Source organism: Prevotella sp. P3-92 (genome assembly GCF_002251205.1).
Taxonomy (GTDB): domain Bacteria; phylum Bacteroidota; class Bacteroidia; order Bacteroidales; family Bacteroidaceae; genus Prevotella.
Window position 1 is genome coordinate 100,013 of the sequence record NZ_NPJE01000065.1, and the last position, 23,848, is coordinate 123,860.

A 23,848-nucleotide genomic window follows, 5' to 3' on the forward strand; every position below is an offset into this window, starting at 1 on the left:
ATAATGTGTCGTTTTTTACATTAGGGGGCAATATAGCCAGAAAAGACGACTTCAAGAATAAAATGCCATGACTTAATCAAATCATGGCACACTTGTATGCTATTTGTGGTTCAAAAAAGTTACAAACGTTAAATATTCGTCTTTTTCCCAATCTTTAGAATCTAGGTTATCACTTTTCTGCCGATTAGTTCATAAACCATTGATATAAATCACTTTACAAATACTAGGACTATAATACTGTGATGCGATAAGGCTCTAAAAGCAACACTCTTTCTTTACATTACCATATTGCTTCCCATTATTAGCGCCCCACACTTACCATTGCTAAATGTACGTATCACATCCCATGTAACTCCGTTAGAAGTCCCACGTAAGTCCCAATAATCATACAAGCAAGATAGGAGACTGATGGGAGCCACCACGGTCGTACAAATGGAACACTAATTACGTGGTCACATTTGCATGTTGCAATAGTAATCATCACCATAAAGATAAGACTTTAGCCTTGTACCACACATTTTTTGAGTATAATGTTCTTTGTTTCAGAGAAAAACGTGTAAATTTGTAGGCATGACTTAATAAAAAAAAACTATCCTTATGAAACAAAGGTTTTATAGATTTGGAATATTGACCTGTCTGCTGCTTTTCCTACTGACGGGCAATATAGTTGCGCAAACCAATGAAGAGAACCAACAGACCTACACCAAGTCGATAAAGCAAAAAGATTACCGCATTGCAATCATAGTGATGGATGAGATTCTAAAAGACGAGGAAAGGAGGACTGCGGAGAACTACTACAAACGGGCTGCCGCATACGCTGCCATAGATACCGACCACCAACACTACACCTTCAGCGAAATGCTCACAGACCTCGATTCCATCGCCAAACGCTATCCCGACTTTGTGAGTTACGAACTTGACAGCGCCACAACCCTACTGGGACATCGGTTGCCTGTGGTCACACTCGGCAACCGTTCGGCTCGTCACCACATCATGGTACAAGCCACTATGCACGCTCGCGAATATATGGCAACACAACTCACCATGGCACTCCTCGAACATTATGCCCAGATGTGCTATCAAGACATTTGTGAATATAAAGGCCAACGCATCAGCAATCTGCTGCAACAGGTGTGTTTCGTCATCATCCCGATGGTCAATCCCGACGGAGTGGAGATTGCACAAAACGGCAGCAACGGTCAACTGACCGATGAAGTGAAACAATGGATAAGGCAGACTGAAGACAACGGCACCTCGCATACAAAAATCAAAGCCAATGCCAACGGGGTGGATATAAACCGCAATTTCGGCAATGGCTTCAACAATCCGTTTATTTCAAGCCGTAAGACACATCGCAGTTTCAATTTCTATTCGGGCTTGTTGCCCTACTCCGAGCCAGAGAGCCAACTGATGCTCCGTGTGTCGCAGCGCTATGACTATGACCTTTTTCTCAACTATCACACATCGGGCAACATCATCTATTACGGATGTCAGAATGCAAAAAAATACGTCAACAAGTTAGCCCACGACTATGCCAAACTCATCCATTGCCACACAAATTATCCACTCTATGGTCCAGATAGTGCTCCTGCCGGCGGCACATGGGCTGACGACGTAGAGATTATCTACCAATGTCCCAGCGTTACCGTAGAATTAGGAAGTACCAATCCCGTACCCATCTCGGAGTTTCCTACCATATTCGAAAAGCATAAAAATGTTTGGGCTGACCTCGCTATCGAAGTGCTGGACAACCCATAGCCTCTATACTTTTTAATGTATTTCCCGTCAAGAATGGGAAAGTGCAGTCTTGGTAGATTTTCTGTAAAGCAACATCAGACAGACAAAACCCAACAAACAGAAAGGAATACCGGCAAGTGCCGTATAACGCGGTGTGCAACCAAACGAGATGGGCAATCCGCCAACAAATGCACCAAGCGCATTACCAAGATTGAACGCCATCTGTACGCAGGCACCTCCCAGCATCTCACCACCTGGTGCATGACGCAGAATGAGGAATTGCTCAGGACCGCTTACGGCAAACAAACAGCCAGCCACTACCACCATAAGCACTACCGAGAGCCATCCATAATCGGCAAGGAAGAAAATCAATATCAGTCCGACAACGGCAAGAAGCTGTGTGGCTGGTGCAACACGATAGGCTGAATAGCGGTCGGAAAGCACTCCACTCAGTATGTTGCCGAGCACCATTCCTGCACCAGCGGCTATCATCAGCATCGGAACTTGAGTCAATGCAAATCCACTCTCTTGCGAGAGCAACGGAGAAATATAACTGTACCAACAGAACACGCCACCATTGCCAAGCAATGTTGCCGTAAGTATCAACCAAGGAGCACTGGAGCTAAGAAAGCGAAACTGCCCTTTGAAACCTGTCACTGGCAAGCGATCCATATTGGGCACCCAGCGCCAGATACTGCAAAGGACGAGCAAGGCACATATACTGGTAATGAGGAAAGGGAATCTCCAAGACCATGTGGAACAAAGCCAAGACGACACCGGAACACCCATCAGGTTTGCCACCGTCATTCCTGCTATCATGGTTGATACTGCCTTACCCTTCTTATCTTCGGGTGCAAGATGCACAGCCACGATAGACGCTACTCCGAAATAAGCACCATGGGGCAGTCCTGAAATGAATCTTGCCACCAGAAACAACCAGTAGTTGGGAGCAAGCACAGAGAGTACGGCACCCGCAAACATCACCAATGCCAAAAACAGCAAGACACTCTTGGGCTTGAATCTATAGCCCACAATGAGTAGCGGTGCACCAACTGCCACACCTAAAGCGTATGCAGAAATCAGGTGTCCTGCCTGCGGAATACTAATCGACAAACTTGATGCTATTTCCGACAAGATAGCCATCATGACATATTCAGTAATACCTAATGCAAAAGTGCCAAGAGATAAGGCAAAGAGAGCTTTCTTCATTTGTGTTTTCAATTTTCGTGCAAAGATAGGGTAAGAAAGTAAGGTATAATTGGTAGATATTATCAAATAATTGTCTAATTTTGCACCGACAAGCATTATACCTGATCGATTATGAGGAAATATTCAAAGTCAAAGGATATGGTTACCGACGAGAAACAACCTGCGTATGAGGTGCTCGACTACGACACAGAGGGAAAGTCGTTTCGCTATCTGCATCATGAGGTGCCGATAAGCGAAGAGATTGCCATCCACTTCCATCCTGAATTGGAAATCAACTGGATAGTGCGTGGCTATGGTATGCGCATTGTTGGCACCTGCCATGAGTTTTTCTCACAAGGTGAAATGGTATTCATGCCGGGCAGCATGCCCCATTGTTGGATATACGATCCTGAGTCGTGTGGCGATACAGGTCGCAAGGAGTCGCATGTGTGTCAGTTGTCTGCCAACATACTGTTGCATGCCTGCATCATATTTCCCGAACTGAAACCTGTAGTCAACTTTCTGCTTAGTCTGCGCCAAGCATATCTGATTACGGGCAGCAGCAAAGCTGTAGTCTGTCAGCAACTATTGGCGATGGAGCATGCTGATGATGCCATGAGGCTGTGTCATCTGTGGTCTGTCCTTACCTATATAAGTCATCACCCTGCCGATTTATTACCCATTGGTAAACCGGAAGACACCACGTTTGAAATGAATCAGAGTATTGAACAGATGCGCAAACTATTGGACTTTATATCGCTTCATTATAAAGAGGAAATCAGGCTCAATGATATTGCCCAGCATCTGAATCTCAGCACAGCGTCATTCTGCCGATGTGTGAAGCAGGCCACTGGTCAAACATTCATTGCTTATCTCAACAGTTATCGGTTAAACAAGTTTTGCGAACTGTTACAATCTGACACAACACAGCGCATCAACGAATTGGCATGGGCATGTGGCTTCAGCGATATCCCCTATTTCAATCGGTTGTTTAAGAAAGTAAAAGGCATGACTCCATCCGCATGGATTGCAGAGAGTCGGAAGTGTGTGGAAACAAAGTCGTAAGATTTGAGCGAGTCTGAGACATCAGAATGAGACAAAACTGGCTGTTTCCAAATACTGTATGAAATATCTGTAAATTCGTCAAGGCTGCCCTTTAATAACGATATTCTTCACTTCCACAGCCATATCAAGGTCGGTGCGTCGGCAACGGGCAAGCCATTTCCTAAAGTTTTCTACTGTGGTCTCTCTGGGCATGAGTTCTGTGGTTGAACGGTCGATGGTCTTGGTCAGAGGATTGGGTGAGAAAATGATGTAGAGCTGATTATACTCTTTGCTTTCTTGACTGTTGAGTATGTATTCATCTACTAACGAAGCGATACTGCGGTCAGCATCCTTAGGTGAGAAAAGCACATAACGACGGTTTGCCTTTACTGGAAAATTGCCTGTCGTCTGTTGGCGATAAGGCAAGAGGCAATAGGCTTTCTGACTCTCATCGATGAGATAAACCAGACAATAAGCATCAGTGGGCGACTGGAAAGAGAACACCGTGTACATGATACTGACAGCCTTCTGCATGAATTTCTTCGACTTAAAAGAGCGTTTTCGTTAAGCCAAATATGCTGAGTTAAGCTTGTTTTCACTATGCCATGTCAGAATTATCACTTATCTTAGTGTTGCAAAAAGAAAACAAGCAAAAACTCCTTCTTTTTCTTTATATCCGCTTTTCTATGCGGCAAAGTGGTTCGTTTATGCCACCCATTTCCTTTTTATATCTTTCGTCGCCACGACACATGTCGAAGTCTACTATACCTTCGTTCATCCAAAGCTTTGTAGCCTCCAAAATAAGCAATATACCTGGCGAATAGCGACTAAAAGAGGTGTCGATAGCAAGACGTGGCATAAGTAGATTTTTGTTATGACGATATACAATCATAAATGCTGCAGGCTTTTTGTCTATTTCCAAAACATAAAGTTGAGCATCTTTTAGCTTTTTCAAGCTTGCTGTAGCGCAACCGTTTTTCACCTCGTAGACAGCCTTTAAGTAGGTGGTGATATTGCTGAAAGCATTATAGCTCTTGTGTCGCCAAGCCATCTTACGTTTGAAATAGAAATGCCAAAGATAGCGCAAATAGCTGTCGGAAGCCATATTGTCGTGGTTAAACACTTTTAGCTCCATTTTCTTACCATCTGTGGTAAGATGATTATACGACTTGCGAATATTCTTATATATATTTTTAGGTAGCGACGACACATATTCTTCGTGAGAAGCAAATTGTGTTAATGGTACATGAAAGCTTGTACGCTCGATAGTATTATTGTCGATTAGCTTCATTATTTTAGCAAAAGGAGTTTGACACGGCACATCAGCAAGGCTTAGCGTCATTCCCTTACATGAGGCTACTATATGGTCGGCAATAGCCTTCATTATCTCCTCGTTGCCTTCGTATGTATATGGGCAAACCATATTCAGCACACCTCCTACTCGGCATGATGGTATTCGTGCCTTTTTTGATGAGCGTGTAACAGCAAAAGGAATAATGGCGAAAGGTTTACCATCTACTGTTATTAAATCGTAGCGCATAATGGTAGTAAGTATTCCTAAACCATCTGTAGAATGGTGAGCAATGAAGTAATTCCATTCGTATGTCTGATAGTAGGTATAGTTGATGTATGCAGATGTTTTGTTTTCTGCTATCTTGTCGAGCACAAGCCATTGATTCTTAATGCTTTCTATCTTGCTATGTTGACTAATAGATATATTATTTTTCATAAGTCTTATACAATAGTTCGTTAAAATTTGAGTATATGGCTACGCAGCCTTAGGCTGCCAGCCAATGAGTTCTTAGACTAGCTAAGCGGCAGGGCCGAGCGTCCCAGGATTTTGCCATGTCAGAGGATTCACTTAATTTAGTGTTGCTGTAATAATCAAACAAAACCTCATCAGACATGACAAAAATACAAATAAAATCTGAGAAACTCACTCCTTTTGGAGAAATTTTTGCAATCATGGAGCAATTTAACCCAAATCGGTCTTTATAAAATTACAAGATGCTTGTTCTAATGATTTGGTTAAAACAAATGATATATATAACCACCAATAAGCCCAATTGGTATTGATTTTCTTCATTTTTCATGCCCTTTAATAACGATATTCTTCACTTCCACAGCCATATCAAGGTCGTTGCGTCGGCAACGGGCAAGCCATTTCCTAAAGTTTTCTACTGTGGTCTCTCTGGGCATGAGTTCTGTGGTTGAACGGTCGATGGTCTTGGTCAGAGGATTGGGTGAGAAAATGATGTAGAGCTGATTATACTCTTTGCTTTCTTGACTGTTGAGTGTGTATTCATCTACTAACGACGCGATACTGCGGTCGGCATCCTTAGGCGAGAAAAGCACATAACGACGGTTTGCCTTTACTGGAAAATTGCCTGTCGTCTGTTGGCGATAAGGCAAGAGGCAATAGGCTTTCTGACTCTCATCGATGAGATAAACCAGACAATAACCATCAGTGGGCGACTGGAAAGAGAGATAGAGTTGATCGTTGGTATTGAAGCGGTCGGTTTCAAACTTATCGTCGGTGCCATTGCACAACACTTTTGCCATAAACTCTACCTTGGCTCTTTTTATTTCGCGCGCCTTTCCCTTTACTTTTGCTGTGATGAGAAAACCATCATCTTGTGGTATTACGGTTATATCCGGTTTACCGACGGTCTCTATCCATTCGCCATTCACCTCGTATTCTGCCACCTGTACAAACTTATCGATAGATTCACTACTGGTTTCTTTGGCAAACGACGAATTGGTCATCGATACGGTAGTTCCAAATTCGTCTGCCAATGCTTTGATTTTAGCTCTTTGCAAGGCATAGTCCTTGGCTTCGCGCAACGTGACATTTTGTGGTGCTGCGTATGTATATTCACCTGCTACGGTTTTCACCTTCTACGCCATCAGCATGATGGGACAAAACAACATGGCAAAAAGCATCGTAAACTTCATTCTATTCATCATCTTTATAGATATCCTTGAAACGACAGAGCATACTGTCCATTGCCATACGCCGTGCATGGTAATGCTCGATATCTTTATCGTTCCATTCCAGTATTGTTTCACCCAATAGAGAAAATTTTATCATTTGAATATTGATATTGTTTATTTCTTTTCGGAGCTCGTCTATTTTTTTATTGCCAAGTTCTAATGCTTCTATCTCCTGCCATTCATAGAGGCTATTATATGCCATACATCCGATAAGAATGGAGATAAGTATATATCCCAACTGTATTGCCTTATAGAAATTTCCTGACCGCTCCATTATTTTGATGACATTGATTTTTGGAACATGAATAAAAGTTTATCTTTTTCGTTCATGCGGATATTATCAGAATAATCGCCTTTTGTTATTTGATACCCGCATGGCTTGACCATAAAAACGCCTAAGCCCTTAGTGTATGAACTTACTTCTGAGGCGTAGTCTTTACTTGTATTTAATGGAACTTTCCCTTTAATATGACACCACTCATTATTGCAACTGATGTCTTCAATCTCAGACATCATTTTTTGCAAATCTGTAATAGCTTTGGAACTTGCCGCTTGGGGTATCTGCAACTCAAAATAGAGCATCGGTTCGAGAATGTCCACACCTGACTGTTGCAAGGCCAGCCTGAAGACATAAGGGGTCAGCTGTCTGAAATCAGCAGGTGTACTTACCGGGCTATAATACTCGGCTTGAGTAAAAGTTACTTTCAGATCAGTCACTTCCCATCCATGTAAACCAGATTGGCAAGACATACGAATCCCTTCAAAAACGGCATTTTGAAAAGAATGGTTCAGATAACCATAGGAGATGTCACTTTCGATTTGCAACCCTGTCCCTAACGGCAAGGGTTCAAGCGTCAGCCCTATTGTGGCCCAGTAAGGGTTGGGTGGCACTTCGATCTGAATAATCTTATTGACCTTTTTTACAGGTCGTTCTTTGTAGATAGTCTTGATCTCATCAAAATGGACCTTTACGGAAAATCGTTCTTCCAGCAATGTCTGTATGATTTCCTTTTGTGTCAAACCATATAACGAGATTTCCAATTCATCACTATATGAGTTTATGGAAAAGGACAAAGACGGGTCTTCAATCCACAATGTATTCAGAGCGGATATCACCTTGCTTCTCTCTTCGGACCTGTCTGGCCGGACGGAGGATTTGAGAGCGGGATGCTGATGAGATAACCCTTGAATCAAACAAGGTTTAGTACCTAAATAATCTCCGATTCGAAAATCTTCCATATCTTCTACAATCGCGATATCATTGGCCCCCACTTCATCAACATTTATCTCTCTGCCCTGATAAATAGTCTTTAGATTTTTAATCTTGATGAATTTTTCCGAATCGTTGATTCTTACAATGTCTCGAAGTCTCAGACTTCCGTCAATTATTTTTAGAAAACTTCTTTTATGTCCTTTGGGGTCATGCTCTATCTTATAGAGATAAGCTGAAAGTCTGTTTGAGACTGATTCTGGAGGAAGTATAAAAGAAGAGATGGCGTCCAACAACTCATTGATACCGATATTGAACATTGCTGATCCATGTAGTACCGGATAGACTTTGGCTTTTGCCACAAGATCGATTATCGTATTCCAATAATCAGCCGGTGAAATTTCGCTATCCGCCAAATATCGTTCTAATATATTGTCGTCATGGTTGCATACAAATTCTTTGTATTCTTCCTTTATATATGTTTGGGAGCAAATCGGATAAACCAATCCATCGACAACAGTTTGCATAAACAGGACATCTTGAGACAGATTTGTTTTTATATCCAGATACAAACGCTCTAAATTCACACCGTCACGGTCAATTTTATTGATAAATATAATTGTCGGGATTTGCAGTTTTTGTAAAGTATTGAACAGCAACTTTGTTTGCGCTTGTATGCCTTCCTTTGCGGATAAGATGAGGACTGCTCCATCAAGCATTTTGAATGTCCGCTCCACTTCCGCAATAAAATCCATGTGTCCCGGAGTGTCAATGATATTGCATTTCACTCCATTCCAGATAATAGATGTCGTAGAAGCCCGAACAGTAATTCCTCTACGTTTCTCTATATCCATAGAGTCTGTTATGGTGTCACCATTATCCACACGGCCGCACTTTTCCGTTGCTCCACTGGCAAACAGCAGATTCTCGGTTACGGAAGTTTTTCCTGCATCAATGTGAGCAAGAATTCCTAAATTTATAATATTCATTTGGATTAAGCAATAATATACTACAGTAGATGCATTGTCGAAACGCACCTTTTAATACCTCCTCGTAGCATGTGAGAACTACAGGATTACTAACTCGTATTAATATGTATATTATTACTGCCGCATAACGATTACAAAATTACACAAACCTTAATTCCGCAACACTTTGATTTAACTTTATTTATAAGTTCCTGAGCAACAAAAAGTTGCCCAGGATTTTGCCGTGTCAGATTTTTCACTTATCTTAGTGTTGCAATTAGAAAACAAGCGAAAATCGTAACAAGGCATGGCAAAGCTACAAATAAAATCTGAGAAACTCACACCTTTTGGAGGAATTTTTTCAATCATGGAGAAATTTGACTCCATGCTTTCACCCGTTATCGACTCAACACTGGGTCAGAGATGCCGCAGTATCATCGGATATCAGTTCAGCGAGATAGTCCGTTCGCTGATGAGCGTTTATTTCTGTGGCGGCTCATGCGTGGAAGACGTAACGTCACAACTGATGCGCCATCTCTCGTATCATCCTACCCTTCGTACATGCAGCTCTGATACCATCCTCAGAGCCATCAAGGAACTGACACAGGAAAACATCTCCTATACTTCCGACCAAGGCAAGACCTATGATTTCAATACTGCAGACAAACTCAACACATTGCTTATAAACGCTTTGGTTTCTACAGGCGAGTTGAAGGAAATTGAGGAATACGATGTTGACTTTGACCATCAGTTTCTTGAAACGGAGAAGTATGATGCAAAACCGACCTACAAAAAGTTCCTCGGCTACAGGCCTGGCGTATATGTTATCGGTGACAAGATAGTCTATATCGAGAACAGCGATGGCAACACGAATGTGCGTTTTCATCAGGCAGACACCCATAAGAGATTCTTCGCTCTTCTGGAATCCCAGAACATCCGTGTAAATCGCTTCAGAGCCGACTGTGGTTCGTGCTCGAAGGAAATTGTCAGTGAGATAGAGAAGCATTGCACGCACTTCTACATCCGCGCCAACAGATGCAGTTCGCTCTACGATGACTTGTTTTCACTGAGGGGATGGAAGACGGAGGAAATCAACGGCATCCAGTTTGAACTCAATTCCATTCTTGTTGAGAAATGGGAAGGCAAGTGCTATCGTCTTGTCATTCAGAGACAAAAGCGCATGGATGGAGAGCTTGACTTGTGGGAAGGTGAATACACCTACAGATCCATTCTTACCAACGATTATGACTCATCAACAAGAGACATCGTCGAATTTTACAACAAGCGTGGGGGCAAAGAGCGTATATTCGATGATATGAACAACGGATTCGGCTGGAACAGGCTCCCCAAGTCGTTCATGTCAGAGAACACTGTATTCCTTCTGCTTACGGCATTGATACACAATTTCTATAAGACCATCATTAGCAAGCTTGACACCAAGGCTTTCGGGCTCAAGGAAACGAGTCGCATAAAGGCTTTTGTCTTCAGCTTCATCTCCGTACCTGCCAAGTGGATCATGACAGCAAGGCAATACGTGCTGAATATCTATACTGAAAACCGGGCTTATGCAAGACCTTTCAAAACTGGATTCGGATAAAGTCCGTTCCTTATGGTTTTAATCTGCGTATTGCCTCAAGTCGCATTGTGGGGTAAGGGGAAGGTATGCACAAATCGGACAAAATTCACGCTCATACTATCATGATGCATAGTGTTCAAGCTCTTTACTGCAATTGAGATTGCCATTGAGATTGCTTGCGGATTTTAGGGATATCAAATTTGTAATGGTTAGCATACTTATTGTTTCACGCTGCAAATATAAGGACTATTTCCGGTTTTACAAAGTCTATTTTCACATTTTTATTGTAGCAGTACGAGGATGGCTCATTCATACTCAACATGAAACCCAAGCTCTATATACTAATGTACGCACGCGCACATACGCGCACGCGACTCGTCAACTTTTCGACCACCGACCACCAATTACGCATAACAACCTACCATATAGCATCTTACAACGGTGGTCAAAAGATATTCAAATGAGAGATCGACCACCAATCGACCACCAATCAATATCCATGGCTGCCTATACAGTCTCCCCTTCAACACCATTCTTTATTACTTGATAACAATAGGGATAGTACCTTCTATGACAGGCCATATTGTTCATTGTGTTTGTACAACATTACACAACATTTGGCCAAGCGTTGGAAAACACCCTTGCCAAACGTTAGAAAATACTTTTATCAACGTTGGAAAACACTTTTGTCAACGTTGGATAATACTTTTATCAAACGTTGGATAATATTTTTATCAAACGTTGGATAATACTTTTATCAAACGTTGGATAATACTTTTATCAAACGTTGGATAATACTTTTATCAAACGCTGGATAATACTTGAAAATAATATAGTAGTTTACACAACTGCTCGTTTTCCAGGTATTTGTGTCAACTGCAAGTGTTATTGCATCTATTTCTTTTATTTGTGCCAACAACTATGTTCTGTTCATAGACCTAATAACACCGCACTGGTTTTGTAAATGTTTAAACCATACAACAAACGCCACCATGTAAAATTATAATATATTTTTGCCCTAAAATCCGTTATTATTAGCAAAATCTTAACAGTACACGTACATGCTTGATAACTAAAGCGTTAGACGATATATAACGGCTTTTAACGTGAGAGGGGTGAGGCATAGAATTCAGAAAGATCTGTTGACAGAAGTTAAAATTTGAGAGAGCACTAAACTTAATGGAGAGAGATAGGTATTGTGACGTGCTTTATGAATATTTATAGGTACGCGCGCGAGCTGTGTTATGGTAGGCGCACGTCAAAAATACCCATTGTGGCCATTTCTGCAACTTCAACTTGTCAGTGTACCACCCGACGGGTTGATTCGCCACAGACGCCTTGTAAATGCCTTAAAACGGGTATTATAATCACCAGATAGTATCGGCGATTTGATTATTGGCTGTTCGTCGCCACCTCGACCCATCTTCGTCGTGTTCTCGTCGTCATTTCGCTGTTTTTTCGTTGTTTTCTCGTTCGTTTTTCGATTGGTTCTTTATCGGCAAACGAATGACGAGCGAGAGACGAACGAAAGACGAACGAGAACCGAGCGAAAAGGGAACGAGAAGCGATCGAGAACGGAACGAAAATGGACAGAAAAAAGATTAAAATTCAGTATGTTTTGTAAACAAGTATGCCTGCACATCGCATTCATCTTGTTAAAAATGTTAGCATACTATATATAGACATGATAGTATGTTGGCTATTGTTTAGTGAAGAGGTATCATACGATTTGCTAAAAACTGAATGAGATATATGTTTTCAGAGACGCAGAATGTAATAAATGTGAAAAGAAACAGAATAATCGCTATTTTTCTTTGTAATACGAAACAAAAAACGTAGATTTGCCAACGAATACTAATATTAAAACTATGATGAAACTCAACGACAAACAAACAGCTGCTGCCATTATCGCTGTAGGCATGGCATTCATGGGAATGGCCATCCGCAATGGCATTGTGACTTTTAAAGACCGCGACCGTACCGTGGCAGTCAAAGGATTGTGTGAACGCGAAGTGAAAGCTGATAAAGTGACATGGTCGCTGACCTATAAAGAGATTGGCAACGACCCTTCCGCCATGTACGACCTGCTGGAACAGAAGAACCGCAAGGTGGTGGCTTTCCTCAAATCGGCAGGCATCAAAGATGATGAGATAAGCATCAATCCTGCAGAGATTGCTGACCGGCAAGCCGACAACTATGGCAACGAAATCATGAACTACCGCTATAAGGCGAAAAGTGTGATTACCGTCACGTCAAACAATATCGACCAAGTGAGACAACTGATGCGCCGACAGGCTGAACTGATGAAGCAAGGCATTGCAATCGTCAGCGAAGAGTATAGCAACAACGTCACTTATGAGTTTACAGGGCTAAACCGCATCAAACCAGAAATGGTGCAGGAGGCTACCAAAAACGCTCGTGCCACTGCTCAGAAATTTGCAGACGACTCCGGCAGTAAGTTGGGAGATATACGTAGTGCACAACAAGGACAATTCTCGATTGAGAACCGCGACAACAACACACCGTATATCAAACGTATCCGCGTGGTCAACACCATGGAATATGCCTTAGACTGATACAGGAGCAGTATAAAGCAGAACGTTAAAAAAGTATCGTGCCCCTTCTGACCTACAGGTCAAAAGGGGCACGACTGTTATAGTACGACTACTTTATGCTGCAAAAGCAAAGAGTCCGTCGAAGATGCATGAGCATACACCGAAGAGCACAATACCAGCAATGGTAAGTACCAAAGCTACACGAGTAGCGCAATCAGTGGTAAAGGTAGGCAATGGATTCTCTGACTTGTTGATATACATAGCCTTCACGATGAGCAGGTAGTAGTAGAGTGACACTACCGTGTTGATCAAGGCGATGAATACCACAAAGTAAGCCAGGAACGATCCCTGCTGAGCGGCAGCCATGAAGACGAAGAACTTCGAGAACATACCGGCAAATGGAGGAATACCTGCCAATGAGAACAAGGCGAGCGTCATGAGGAATGCCAAGCGTGGGTTGGTCTGATACAGACCATTGTATGCCGACATCATGGTAGAGCCGTTGCCACGCTGTTCAACAGTATTGATGACAGCGAATACAGCCATATTTGCCACCACATATACCAATACGTAATACATCAGCGAAGCCATGCCCATCTGAGAAGCACCAATCACTGCCAACATAATGTAGCCTGCCTGTGAGATAGAACTGAATGCCATGAAGCGCTTGAGTTCTGACTGGCGGATAGCGAAGAGGTTGGCAATAGTGATGCTGAGCACGATAACGATATAGAGCAGATACTCCCAATACTCAGTAAGAGGAGCAAATGCACGCGAAAGTACTACCAACAGAGCGAAGGCAGCTGCACCTTTTGACACGACGCTGAGATAACCAGTAACGGCAGTAGGAGCACCCTGATAGGTATCAGCAGTCCAGAAGTGGAATGGAACAAGCGAGAGCTTGAAACCGAGTCCGCTGAAGAAGAACACCAAACCCACAATAGCCAAAAGCAAAGAGGGCTGATAGTGTGCTACGCTGAAAAGCATCTGGAAGCGTCCTGCAACGTCATTGAAATAGAGCGTGCCTACTGTGCCATAAATCAAAGAGATGCCATAGAGCATGACACCACTTGAGAATGTGGCAGTGAGTACAAACTTAGCAGCAGCCTCAGCTGAGCGATTCTTATACTTATCGAATGCCACGAGACAAGCCATGGGCACTGAAGCCATTTCAAGTCCAAGGAAGAACAGCAGGAAATTGCCGCTCGACATCATGACATACATACCAAGCAGTGTGGAAAGTACCAATACATGGAACTCACCTGCAAGTTTCTCTGCATCGCGCTCAAGCCATGACTGGGCTACAAGCACTACGAGAAGTGTACCGAGAGTGAGAATAATCTTCATCACCTGAGTAGCCTTGGTAGCTACATACAGTCCGCCAAAAGCTTCTGCAGGACCTACGAAAGCGCATGACACAATCTGTGCCACGAGCAATACGGTCATCAGCATGCCGAGCGTCTGCACCTTCTTCTTTCCCTTGCCAAGCATCAGGTCGGCAAAGAACATGATAACCAGAGCAAGCACGAGTGATGCTTCTGGTAGCATATGTAAGAATTGTCCGTAATTCATTGTTGTATCTTTTATTTAAGGGATTAAAGAATGTTTGCCAGAATAGGACCTACTGCATCGCTGATAACATTGCTGGCCCAGAGAGGGAACAGACCGAGACCTGCCACACAAGCAATGAGGCAGATAACAGCTACACGCTCGTCCCAAGAGGCATCGGTCAACTCCAGGAAGTGAGGATTCTTCACCTCGCCATACAGAATCTTGCCGACTACACGCAGAATATAAACTGCGGTGATAACAATACTGGTACAAGCGATGATGGTGCAGACACGATGGAACATGTCGCCATTCTCAAACGAACCGACGAAAATAGTCATTTCTGCAATGAAGCCTGAGAAGCCGGGAAGACCAAGGTTTGCCAAACCAGCAATCACATAACCCACTGCAAGGAAAGGCATAATCTTCATCAGACCGTCCAAATAACGAATGTCACGAGTATGGGTACGACCATAAATCATACCGATGAGGGCAAAGAAGAGAGCCGTCATCAAACCGTGTGACAACATCTGAAGAATGGCACCAGTGCATGAAGTCTTGGTCATCATCAGCAGAGCGAAAAGCACCAGGCCACAGTGGGATACCGACGAATAGGCGTTGATATACTTGAGGTCGGTCTGTACGCAAGCAGAGAATGCACCATATACCACAGAGATAGTGGTAAGAATCAAGAAGATCCAAGCCAATTCATTGGCAGCATCAGGCAGAAGGTACATAGCCACACGGAAGCAACCGTAGCCTCCCAGTTTCATCAGTACACCAGCGTGAAGCATTGATACTGCTGTAGGGGCAGAAGCATGACCGTCGGGTGACCATGTATGGAATGGGAACATAGCACCAAGCACACCGAAACCGATAAAAATGAAGGGGAAGAAAATCTTCTGAATCTCTACAGGAATATTGTTCATGGCAGCAATGGCATTAACGTTCATCGTGGTATGACCACTGAAATAATAGATGCCAAGAATACCAATAATCAGCAGAGCAGATCCTCCCATCAGCATCAGAGTGAGCTTCATGGCTGCATACTCCTTGTTACCACTACCCCATACTCCAATCAACAGATACATGGGGATAAGAGCAACCTCATAGAACATGAACATAGTGAAGAGGTCGGTGCAGATGAAGAAACCATAGACACCGGTGGAAAGCAAGGTGAACCACAGGAAATACTCCTTTGTCAGTGGCTGCAAACGCCATGAGGCGAATGTTCCGGTGAAGACGATGATGCTCGAAAGCAACAGCATCACAACAGAAATGCCATCGACACCTACAGAATAGGCAATATTGAGAGGCTTGAACCATGGAGTGCTTGCTGTAAGCAACATCACGTCGGTATTGCCGGCAGCACGCTGCTGAACAAAATAGATGGTCAGCCAAACAGACAGTGCCAGCAGACACGAAGCGCCAGCCACCATCACACCACGCACCTGATTGAGGCTCTTGCTCAGCCAAAGGCCAAGGAGCATCAGGGCGGGGATTACTACGAATAATGTCAATATACTCATTGTTTCGATTTTTCTTTATTCATAATGTTCAGAGAGCACATGCCAACAAGATGAGGGTCAATGCAACAGTGCCGGTGAGGAACCATACGGCATACTGGCGCACATCACCACTCTGCCAAGGACGAATAGACTCGCCAGCCTCGTTGGCGCCCCATGCCAAGAAGTTGAAAGTACCGTCAACAATGTGGCGGTCGAACCAGGCAACAGGTTTAGAAATGCAACGGAAGATGATACGGTGAGTAACATACTGCCAGATCTCGTCTTGATAGAAACGCTTATAGGCAGCACGATGCAAACGCGGGAACATCTTGTACAGACGATCGGCGATGGGCTGACTCTCACCCTTATATATATAGGTGGCGAGGCAAATACTCAGAATGGCAATGACGGTAGAGGTCAATGCTATCTGTACGTCGAAATGGATGTTGTACTCCTGACCGCTGGCGGTTACAAACGAACCGAAGCTGCCTCCCCATCCTGCAAATCCTGCAATGGTGGTGTAAACACCAACACCAACAGTGATAACACAGAGAATAATAAGAGGAATGGTCATGGTAAGTGGAGCCTCATGTGGAGTATGGTGCTCGTGGGCAACCTTGTTTTCGGTTCCCCAGAATATACCATAGTACAAACGGAACATATAGAAGGCGGTCATAGCAGCAATACCTGTCATAATCCATCCTACCACAGGGCTATAGGCAAAGCAGGCACTGATAATTTCATCCTTGGAAGAGAATCCAGAGAAGAAGGGAATACCAGCAATAGCCAGACAGCTGATGAGGAAGGTAATATGAGTAATAGGCATATACTTACGGAGGCCACCCATCATAGCCATCTCGTTAGAATGAACGGCATGAATGATACAACCAGCACCAAGGAACAAGCAAGCCTTGAACATGGCGTGGGTGAAAAGGTGGAACATAGATGCCATGAAGCCCAACTGTGCATGGTTATCGAGCATCGCCTCGTGACCTGGCAGACTCACACCAAGAGCAACCATCATGAAGGCAATCTGCGAAATGGTAGAGAATGCCAACACACGCTTGATATCGCTCTGGGCACATGCCACAGCAGCTGCATAGAATGCGGTGAAGACTCCCACCCATACCACAATGCTCAACTGAGGCTGTGCATATTCTATCCACAGTGGGAACATACGGGCTATCTGGAACACACCAGCAACCACCATCGTGGCGGCGTGGATCAGCGCAGACACAGGTGTAGGACCTTCCATGGCATCGGGCAACCAGATGTGCAAGGGGAACATAGCACTCTTACCGGCACCACCGATGAACATCAGCACAAGAGCGGTAGGAAGAATAAATGTTCCTGCAATCACAGCCTTGGCGGTATTGCCGGCAATGAATGGAGTGGTTCCCGCACCCATCTCGATAGTTCCTGCAAACGAGAAACTGAACGATTCGGTGTAGTAACCGAAGATCAGAATACCGATAAGGAAGAAAAGGTCGGCAAAACGAGTTACGATAAATGCCTTCTTAGATGCTGCAATAGCTGGCTTCAATGGATAGTAGAAACCAATCAACAAGTAAGATGATACACCCACGAGCTCCCAGAACAGATACATTTGGAAGATGTTGGTAGCTACCACAAGGCCAAGCATTGACATGGTGAAGAGACTCAGGAATGCGTAGTAACGCTGGAAGCCTTTTTCGCCGTGCATATAGCCAAACGAATAGATATGTACCATCAGACTGACTGTTGAAATAACGATGAGCATCATCACCGAGATGGGATCCAACAGAATACCCATATCAAAATGGAGATTGCCCAACGGCAGCCAGGTGAAGTTGTAAGGAACAATAGTAGCGAAAGTGCCATCAGCCAGACGGGGAGCAAAGAAATAGCTGAACGCCGTCATATAAGACAACACGGTCACAAGTCCCAACGAAGTGGTGCCGATAAGGCCTGCGACCTTATGCGACAGCTTCATGCCATAGAGTCCCAATACCAGGAACGAGAGAGCTGGCAGAAGCAGAATCAAAAATGTATAACTGTAATCCATCACTTCTTAATTACCATTTCATGTTTTTGATACTTTCAACGCTGTCGCTCTTGAAACGGCGATAGACATTGATGATGATTGCAATCGCAACGGCAGACTCGGCTGCACTTACACCGATAGAGAAGAGTGTCATAAACATACCCTCCATGCTATCAGGATAGAGCATACGGTTGAATGCTGCGAAATTGATATCGACCGCATTGAGCACCAACTCAATAGAGATGAGCATGGCAATCAGATTGCGACGGGTCACAAAACCAAATACACCGATAAAGAAAAGCAGTGCACTCAGGATGAAATAAAATTCTACTGGTACCATAGTCTTAGTCCTCCTTTCTTGATACTACCAATGCACCGATAATACATGCCAACAGGAACAGTGAGATGAACTCGAAGGGGAGTACATACTGATACTTGCCGGCACCTACCAGTGCATGACCGATTTCACGCATGGGAACTTCCTGATCGGGAGTTACCGTACCAATATAACGCGACATGCCGCGCAACATATCATTCTTAAGGAATACCAGCACTACAGTTGCCAAGCCCACAACGCTCAACAAGGCACCCATCACTACACGGCTGCCCTTGAGACGCTCTACCATACCCTGAAGGGTACGTTTGCTAACCAACTGGATGGCGAAGACATAAATCATCGTCACGCCACCAGCATAAACTGAAATCTGTGCTGCTCCCAGGAATGTATAGTCGAGCAGGAAATAAAGACCTGCTACGCCAAAGAGCACAAACAACATAAAGGTTGCGGCTCTCATGATTCGCTTCGTCGTCACACACATCACGGCAGAGCCGAGAATGACGACAGCGAGAATGCAAAACATTACTAAATTAGCCATTGTCTTTACTTCGTTTTAGTGTTAAACTTACCGATAGTCATGCTGGCACCACCTTCCAAGAGGTTGGGCAGAGAACCACCCTGATATACCTCCTTGTCGAGGTGGAGTACCAGACTCTTACGGTCGAATACGGCATTCTCGAAATCGTTAACAAACTCGATAGCATCGAAGTTACAAGCATTGGTACACAACTGGCAGAACATGCAGTCACCAAGGTCGTAACGATAATCATCGAGTACCTTTTTCTTCTTGCCGGTCTCGGGATCTTCCTGCATGTGAGAAGTGATCTTAATCGTGCCATTAGGGCAGGTTTTCTCACACAATGTGCAGGCCGTACATTTATAAGTTCCGTCTTCGTTACGCTTGAAGACGAGGCGTCCACGGTGGCGCTTTGCCACGTGGAGCGTAGTTTTACGGTTCTCGGGATACTGCTCCGTAGATTTGTTGGTAAAGAAGTCCTTGAAATATTCCTTCCAAGTAATCTTCATACCAGTCAGGAGCGTCTTTACTCCATGTCCGAGTTCTCCGAAATATGATTGGTTATTTTCCATTTCTATTCTTTACACCTTATTTAATATACCATCCGAGTGCCACCACGATAGTCATCAGCACAAGGTTGATGAGGGCCAGCGGCATGAGATATTTCCATTCGAGTTTCAGAATCTGGTCGATACGCAGACGTGGGAAGGTCCACTTAATCCACATCAGAATCCATACCAAGGCAAAAGCTTTACCCATGAACCATACGATACCAGGGATATAGTTCATCACCTGGTCGAATGCTGCTACACCAATGTTAACAGGTGCCCATCCACCAAGGAATACGGTGGCGGCAATACCAGCAATGATAAACAGATTAAGGAACTCTGCCAGATAGAAGAAACCAAAGCCCATACCAGAATACTCAGTATGGTGACCAGCGGTCAGCTCACTCTCAGCCTCTGCCATATCGAACGGACCACGGTTGGCCTCAGCGTTACCGGCAATGAGGAATACGAAGAAAGCGATGAGCGCAGGAATGTGGCCCTGGAAAATCAACCAACGCCAAGGTCCTGTCTGAGCCTCAACGATGCCAGAAATCTGCATCGTTCCTGTCAGGATGACAGCTGTAATCAGACAGAGGCACAATGACATCTCATAAGAAATCATCTGTACGGCACCACGCATAGCAGATACCACAGAATACTTATTGTTGGAACTCCATCCTGCAAGGAAGATACCTACCACACCGATAGAAGAAATGGCAGTCAACAGGAATACGCCCACATTGAAGTCGAGCACCGTTGCACCATTGTTCCATGGCAGGAACGAAAAAGCACCTACAGAACCGATAATAACCAGCAGCGGAGCCACGGCATAAAGCAGTTTGTCGGCTTTATCTACAAAGAAAATTTCTTTGATAAGCATCTTCAGTACGTCGGCAAACACCTGCATCAGTCCCCAATAGCCCACACGCATCGGACCAAGACGGCACTGGAAGTAGGCACACACCTTACGTTCCATGAAAATCAGCGCAATGGCAATCAGCGCATATCCTACAAGGATTCCCGCACCAATCAGCACGCACTCTATCAATATCGACCAGAAGTCGCCCAGTCCCAAAGTGACACGAAGCAACTGGTCTATCCAGTTTGTTATTATTGAAAAGTCAAACATGATATTTTACGTTCTTTTGTTGTTTAACGGTCAATGTCGGGAATCACAAAGTCGATGGCAGCACCAGTTGCCACAAGGTCGGCAATCTTCTGACCACGAAGCATAGGATCAAGCGCACCGGTAAGCGAAAGTCCCATAGGACGCATCTTCAAGCGGTAAGGACTCTTGTCGCCACGTGAATCGAGATAGACACCAAACTCACCGCTGGCTCCCTCAACAGAGAAATACCATTGTCCTTCGGGTACCTTGATGATGGGTTTCTGCTTCACATAGAAGTCACCGGCAGGAATATTGTCGATGAGTTGTTCAATAATGCGCAGACTCTGATACATTTCCTGAATGTGACAGGTATAGCGGTCCATTGTATCGCAACCAGTCATAATAATCTGATCCCATTCAACCTTATCGTACATATCATACGGATGGTTCTTACGTACGTCGTTCTTCCAACCAGAAGCGCGACCAGCAGGACCAGTTACTGCATAGCTGATACAATTTTCGAGATCCATCGGACCAACTTTCTCAAAACGATTGTGAGTAATGATATTGTCACCAAACACATCAACATACTCCTGAATCATTGGTTTGAGATACTTCACGAGCGCCTTCACATTCTCCACGAAGTTGGGATCGATATCATCCTGCAGACCACCGATGCGGTAGTAGTTCTGGATGAGGCGTCCACCAGTGGTTTCCTCCATGCAGTTGAGCACATGCTCACGATCGCGCATAGAATAGAGGAAGGCAGTCAATGCACCCATGTCCTGTGCACAGCATCCCACATACAGCAAGTGTGAGTCAAGACGCTGCAACTCGTCCATGATGGTACGGATATACTTGATACGGTCGGTCAGTTCGACACCCATACCCTCTTCTATCACTCCTACCAGCGCATGACGATGCATCATAGCAGAAAGATAGTTCAGACGGTCAGTCAGTGCGAGCGACTGTGGATAAGTATAGCTTTCACACATCTTCTCAATACCGCGGTGGATATAACCCAAGTGAGGATATACACGCTTCACGGTCTCACCATCAACCACGGTCTGCAAGCGAAGCACACCATGGGTAGAAGGGTGCTGAGGGCCGATGTTGATGACATAATCGTCGTCGGTAAAGAGTTTATTCTGCTTCGAACAGAGATGACCATCCTTGTCGAGCCAGTATTCCATACCATAGTCAGGCTCTTTATCGTCTTCAAGCACATAGTCATCATTAAACTTCCAATCCTTGCGGAAAGGATGTCCTTTGAAGTCATTGCGGAGGAAGAGACGACGCATATCGGGATGACCGAGGAAGAGGATACCGAAGAAGTCATAGACCTCGCGTTCCAACAGATCGGCAACGTGCCAGATGTTGGTCACAGTAGGAATCACACTCTCACCGTCAACCACCTTAGCAAGCATTTTCACGCTGCAACGCTCATGGCTGTCGGTATTTTCGAGAATATAGACACAGCCAAGGCCTTCTTCAGCGCCGAAGTCCTCACCAACAATAGTTACAAGATAATCAAAGTGTTTCTTGTCCTTCAAGTTCTGCATCTCTGAGGCGAACTTGTCGAAATCGAATACTAAATGCTCAAGTTTCATGCGTTCTCCTCCTTCTCTTTCTTCATTTGTTCTACAAACTCCTGAGGCACATCGGTCACCACAATAGGTTCACGGCGATGATCACCCAGACGGCGTGCAACGAGTTCCTCGTTTGAAACACCCAGTTCGCGCTCAGCCTCCGACTGTTTGTGATTCGCACCACCGAAGAACTTCTCGATTTTCACCTTACGCTGCAACTGCATCATACCATACATGATAGCTTCTGGACGTGGAGGACAACCAGGAATAAACACATCCACTGGTACAATTTCCTCAATACCCTTCACCACATGATAGCTTGACTTGAAAGGACCACCGCTAATGGCACATCCTCCGACAGCTATCACATATTTTGGTTCAGCCATTTCATCGTACAGACGCTTCAAGGCAGGAGCCATCTTGTGGGTAATAGTACCGGCACACATGATCAAGTCGGCCTGACGGGGTGAGTTACGTGTCACCTCAAAGCCGAAGCGTGCGAAGTCGTAGCGTGAGCATCCACATGCCATAAACTCGATACCACAGCATGATGTAGCAAAAGTCAATGACCAGAGTGAGTTAGAGCGTCCCCAGTTGATCAACTGGTCGAGCGAACCTGTCACAACATTGACACCGCCTTCGTGCAGATCGTCAATAAGTTTCTCCAGTGTGGCATTGTCTTTGAATTCCTCGTAAGGAATACTCTTGATTTTCGGCTTTATTTCCATTCAAGAGCTCCTTTCTTCCAGGCATATGCCAGCCCGAACACTAATACAACCAAGAAGAAGCCGATGCTCAACAATGCTGCAACACCCATCTCCTTCACTACTACTGCCCATGGATAGAGGAAAACAGTTTCCACATCAAACATGAGGAAGAGGATGGCAAACAGATAGAAGCCTACACTAACCGGCAACCAAGAAGAACCATGAGTAGGAATACCACACTCATAGGGCTCGCCTTTTACCTTGTTGTAGCTTCGCGGACCAAGAAGTTTGGCCATCACATACGCTGCCACCACCAATGTAATAGCCGTCACGAGGACGGTAATTAACAAAGTAAAGTTCATAAAAGTTATAATATTATAATATCGATTTTGCTTAGCGCTTGCAAAGGTACTAACTTTAATCGAAACCACGAAACATTTTAGCATCGTTTTCTCGCTTTTTTCGTGCTTTTTCAAATAAGATACTGCCCGCACATTCACATTTCACATCACAAAGGATAAAATGCCACATTTACAGACCGCCAACTATCAAAGTGTAAAGCATCATCTACAAAACGCTACCACAGTTTCTATTATCTGCTTACATTTTGCTTTCTCGCATAATTCAAGGTGGCACTACTTTAATTTTAGTTAATTTATGGTAGAAAAATAGGCAACGTCTTTGTTTTTTG

Annotated in this window: 19 protein-coding genes and 1 pseudogene; 4 read left to right on the forward strand and 16 right to left on the reverse strand. The window is 44.2% G+C overall.

Going from position 1 to position 23,848, the window contains the following annotated elements; translation table 11 throughout:
* Positions 1-597 precede the first annotated feature (597 nt).
* Positions 598-1,758 (forward strand): M14 family metallocarboxypeptidase, encoded by a 1,161-nt coding sequence (locus CIK93_RS12110; RefSeq protein WP_094447504.1) that lies wholly within the window; start codon positions 598-600, stop codon positions 1,756-1,758.
* Positions 1,759-1,785: 27 nt separating this feature from the next.
* Here the strand turns inward: CIK93_RS12110 and CIK93_RS12115 are convergent, their stop codons facing one another.
* The gene (locus CIK93_RS12115; RefSeq protein ID WP_094447505.1) at positions 1,786-2,946 is read right to left on the reverse strand and encodes an MFS transporter; all 1,161 of its coding nucleotides are present in this window, start codon (positions 2,944-2,946) and stop codon (positions 1,786-1,788) included.
* Positions 2,947-3,057: 111 nt separating this feature from the next.
* Here CIK93_RS12115 and CIK93_RS12120 point away from each other — a divergent pair, with 111 nt between their 5' ends.
* Positions 3,058-3,990, forward strand: coding sequence for an AraC family transcriptional regulator (locus CIK93_RS12120; protein WP_094440439.1), 933 nt, complete (start codon positions 3,058-3,060; stop codon positions 3,988-3,990).
* Positions 3,991-4,068: 78 nt separating this feature from the next.
* Here CIK93_RS12120 and CIK93_RS12125 read toward each other — a convergent pair whose 3' ends face one another.
* The 5 genes and pseudogenes from CIK93_RS12125 to tet(Q) all read right to left on the reverse strand — a co-directional run bounded on the left by CIK93_RS12125 (position 4,069) and on the right by tet(Q) (position 9,162).
* A complete protein-coding gene (locus CIK93_RS12125) occupies positions 4,069-4,503 on the reverse strand; it encodes a DUF4384 domain-containing protein (protein WP_094447506.1) in 435 nt (144 codons plus the stop codon).
* 136 nt (positions 4,504-4,639) lie between these two features.
* Positions 4,640-5,698, reverse strand: a complete 1,059-nt coding sequence (locus CIK93_RS12130; protein ID WP_094390700.1) for a GNAT family N-acetyltransferase — start codon at positions 5,696-5,698, stop codon at positions 4,640-4,642.
* A gap of 353 nt (positions 5,699-6,051) precedes the next feature.
* Positions 6,052-6,864, reverse strand: coding sequence for a DUF4384 domain-containing protein (locus CIK93_RS12135; protein WP_094447507.1), 813 nt, complete (start codon positions 6,862-6,864; stop codon positions 6,052-6,054).
* Positions 6,865-6,940: 76 nt separating this feature from the next.
* Positions 6,941-7,237 (reverse strand): annotated as a pseudogene (locus tag CIK93_RS12140) (N-acetyltransferase); the annotation flags it as partial.
* Positions 7,237-9,162 carry a tetracycline resistance ribosomal protection protein Tet(Q) gene (gene tet(Q) / locus CIK93_RS12145; RefSeq protein ID WP_002560998.1) on the reverse strand — a complete coding sequence of 642 codons (1,926 nt, stop codon included), beginning with the start codon at positions 9,160-9,162 and terminating at the stop codon, positions 7,237-7,239. The gene tet(Q) and the pseudogene CIK93_RS12140, both read right to left, overlap by 1 nt.
* Before the next feature lie 286 nt (positions 9,163-9,448).
* On the opposite strand from tet(Q), the gene CIK93_RS12150 reads away from it, so the two are divergent.
* Together CIK93_RS12150 and CIK93_RS12155 are read left to right on the forward strand one after the other, a co-directional pair.
* Complete coding sequence (locus CIK93_RS12150) at positions 9,449-10,738, forward strand: IS1380-like element IS612B family transposase (protein ID WP_094447508.1); 1,290 nt, start codon at positions 9,449-9,451, stop codon at positions 10,736-10,738.
* Between the two features lie 1,847 nt (positions 10,739-12,585).
* A complete protein-coding gene (locus CIK93_RS12155) occupies positions 12,586-13,293 on the forward strand; it encodes an SIMPL domain-containing protein (RefSeq protein ID WP_254046639.1) in 708 nt (235 codons plus the stop codon).
* Positions 13,294-13,386: 93 nt separating this feature from the next.
* Here CIK93_RS12155 and CIK93_RS12160 read toward each other — a convergent pair whose 3' ends face one another.
* The 10 genes from CIK93_RS12160 to CIK93_RS12205 are packed head-to-tail and all read right to left on the reverse strand — an operon-like array spanning position 13,387 to position 23,519.
* Positions 13,387-14,844 carry an NADH-quinone oxidoreductase subunit N gene (locus tag CIK93_RS12160; protein WP_094435766.1) on the reverse strand — a complete coding sequence of 486 codons (1,458 nt, stop codon included), beginning with the start codon at positions 14,842-14,844 and terminating at the stop codon, positions 13,387-13,389.
* A 23-nt stretch (positions 14,845-14,867) separates the two neighbouring features.
* Positions 14,868-16,349: a NuoM family protein gene (locus tag CIK93_RS12165; protein ID WP_094390703.1), complete on the reverse strand. Its 1,482-nt coding sequence runs from the start codon at positions 16,347-16,349 to the stop codon at positions 14,868-14,870.
* Between the two features lie 28 nt (positions 16,350-16,377).
* On the reverse strand, positions 16,378-18,372 hold the full coding sequence (gene nuoL / locus CIK93_RS12170; protein ID WP_158215519.1) for an NADH-quinone oxidoreductase subunit L: 1,995 nt from the start codon (positions 18,370-18,372) through the stop codon (positions 16,378-16,380).
* A 10-nt stretch (positions 18,373-18,382) separates the two neighbouring features.
* Positions 18,383-18,691 carry an NADH-quinone oxidoreductase subunit NuoK gene (gene nuoK / locus CIK93_RS12175; protein ID WP_094390705.1) on the reverse strand — a complete coding sequence of 103 codons (309 nt, stop codon included), beginning with the start codon at positions 18,689-18,691 and terminating at the stop codon, positions 18,383-18,385.
* A 4-nt stretch (positions 18,692-18,695) separates the two neighbouring features.
* On the reverse strand, positions 18,696-19,226 hold the full coding sequence (locus CIK93_RS12180; protein WP_094390706.1) for an NADH-quinone oxidoreductase subunit J: 531 nt from the start codon (positions 19,224-19,226) through the stop codon (positions 18,696-18,698).
* A 5-nt stretch (positions 19,227-19,231) separates the two neighbouring features.
* Positions 19,232-19,777: a 4Fe-4S dicluster domain-containing protein gene (locus tag CIK93_RS12185; protein WP_094390707.1), complete on the reverse strand. Its 546-nt coding sequence runs from the start codon at positions 19,775-19,777 to the stop codon at positions 19,232-19,234.
* Positions 19,778-19,793: 16 nt separating this feature from the next.
* Positions 19,794-20,882 carry an NADH-quinone oxidoreductase subunit NuoH gene (gene nuoH / locus CIK93_RS12190; protein ID WP_094390708.1) on the reverse strand — a complete coding sequence of 363 codons (1,089 nt, stop codon included), beginning with the start codon at positions 20,880-20,882 and terminating at the stop codon, positions 19,794-19,796.
* 23 nt (positions 20,883-20,905) lie between these two features.
* Positions 20,906-22,471 (reverse strand): NADH-quinone oxidoreductase subunit C, encoded by a 1,566-nt coding sequence (locus CIK93_RS12195; RefSeq protein WP_094390709.1) that lies wholly within the window; start codon positions 22,469-22,471, stop codon positions 20,906-20,908.
* Positions 22,468-23,178, reverse strand: a complete 711-nt coding sequence (locus CIK93_RS12200; protein WP_094435772.1) for an NADH-quinone oxidoreductase subunit B — start codon at positions 23,176-23,178, stop codon at positions 22,468-22,470. The genes CIK93_RS12195 and CIK93_RS12200 overlap by 4 nt, the downstream gene beginning before the upstream one ends.
* Positions 23,169-23,519 carry an NADH-quinone oxidoreductase subunit A gene (locus CIK93_RS12205; RefSeq protein WP_094390711.1) on the reverse strand — a complete coding sequence of 117 codons (351 nt, stop codon included), beginning with the start codon at positions 23,517-23,519 and terminating at the stop codon, positions 23,169-23,171. Before CIK93_RS12205 ends, CIK93_RS12200 begins: the two co-directional genes overlap by 10 nt.
* Positions 23,520-23,848: the final 329 nt, after the last annotated feature.

What these genes read in the sequence shown, in the direction of transcription:
- CIK93_RS12205 (WP_094390711.1), bottom strand. Translation starts at nt 23,519, where the DNA reads ATGAACTTTACTTTGTTAATTACCGTCCTCGTGACGGCTATTACATTG.
- CIK93_RS12120 (WP_094440439.1), top strand. Translation starts at nt 3,058, where the DNA reads ATGAGGAAATATTCAAAGTCAAAGGATATGGTTACCGACGAGAAACAA.
- CIK93_RS12180 (WP_094390706.1), bottom strand. Translation starts at nt 19,226, where the DNA reads ATGGCTAATTTAGTAATGTTTTGCATTCTCGCTGTCGTCATTCTCGGC.
- CIK93_RS12200 (WP_094435772.1), bottom strand. Translation starts at nt 23,178, where the DNA reads ATGGAAATAAAGCCGAAAATCAAGAGTATTCCTTACGAGGAATTCAAA.
- CIK93_RS12155 (WP_254046639.1), top strand. Translation starts at nt 12,586, where the DNA reads ATGATGAAACTCAACGACAAACAAACAGCTGCTGCCATTATCGCTGTA.
- CIK93_RS12130 (WP_094390700.1), bottom strand. Translation starts at nt 5,698, where the DNA reads ATGAAAAATAATATATCTATTAGTCAACATAGCAAGATAGAAAGCATT.
- nuoK (WP_094390705.1), bottom strand. Translation starts at nt 18,691, where the DNA reads ATGGTACCAGTAGAATTTTATTTCATCCTGAGTGCACTGCTTTTCTTT.
- CIK93_RS12165 (WP_094390703.1), bottom strand. Translation starts at nt 16,349, where the DNA reads ATGAGTATATTGACATTATTCGTAGTAATCCCCGCCCTGATGCTCCTT.
- CIK93_RS12110 (WP_094447504.1), top strand. Translation starts at nt 598, where the DNA reads ATGAAACAAAGGTTTTATAGATTTGGAATATTGACCTGTCTGCTGCTT.
- CIK93_RS12125 (WP_094447506.1), bottom strand. Translation starts at nt 4,503, where the DNA reads ATGCAGAAGGCTGTCAGTATCATGTACACGGTGTTCTCTTTCCAGTCG.
- nuoL (WP_158215519.1), bottom strand. Translation starts at nt 18,372, where the DNA reads ATGGATTACAGTTATACATTTTTGATTCTGCTTCTGCCAGCTCTCTCG.
- CIK93_RS12185 (WP_094390707.1), bottom strand. Translation starts at nt 19,777, where the DNA reads ATGGAAAATAACCAATCATATTTCGGAGAACTCGGACATGGAGTAAAG.
- nuoH (WP_094390708.1), bottom strand. Translation starts at nt 20,882, where the DNA reads ATGTTTGACTTTTCAATAATAACAAACTGGATAGACCAGTTGCTTCGT.
- CIK93_RS12150 (WP_094447508.1), top strand. Translation starts at nt 9,449, where the DNA reads ATGGCAAAGCTACAAATAAAATCTGAGAAACTCACACCTTTTGGAGGA.
- CIK93_RS12160 (WP_094435766.1), bottom strand. Translation starts at nt 14,844, where the DNA reads ATGAATTACGGACAATTCTTACATATGCTACCAGAAGCATCACTCGTG.
- CIK93_RS12115 (WP_094447505.1), bottom strand. Translation starts at nt 2,946, where the DNA reads ATGAAGAAAGCTCTCTTTGCCTTATCTCTTGGCACTTTTGCATTAGGT.
- CIK93_RS12195 (WP_094390709.1), bottom strand. Translation starts at nt 22,471, where the DNA reads ATGAAACTTGAGCATTTAGTATTCGATTTCGACAAGTTCGCCTCAGAG.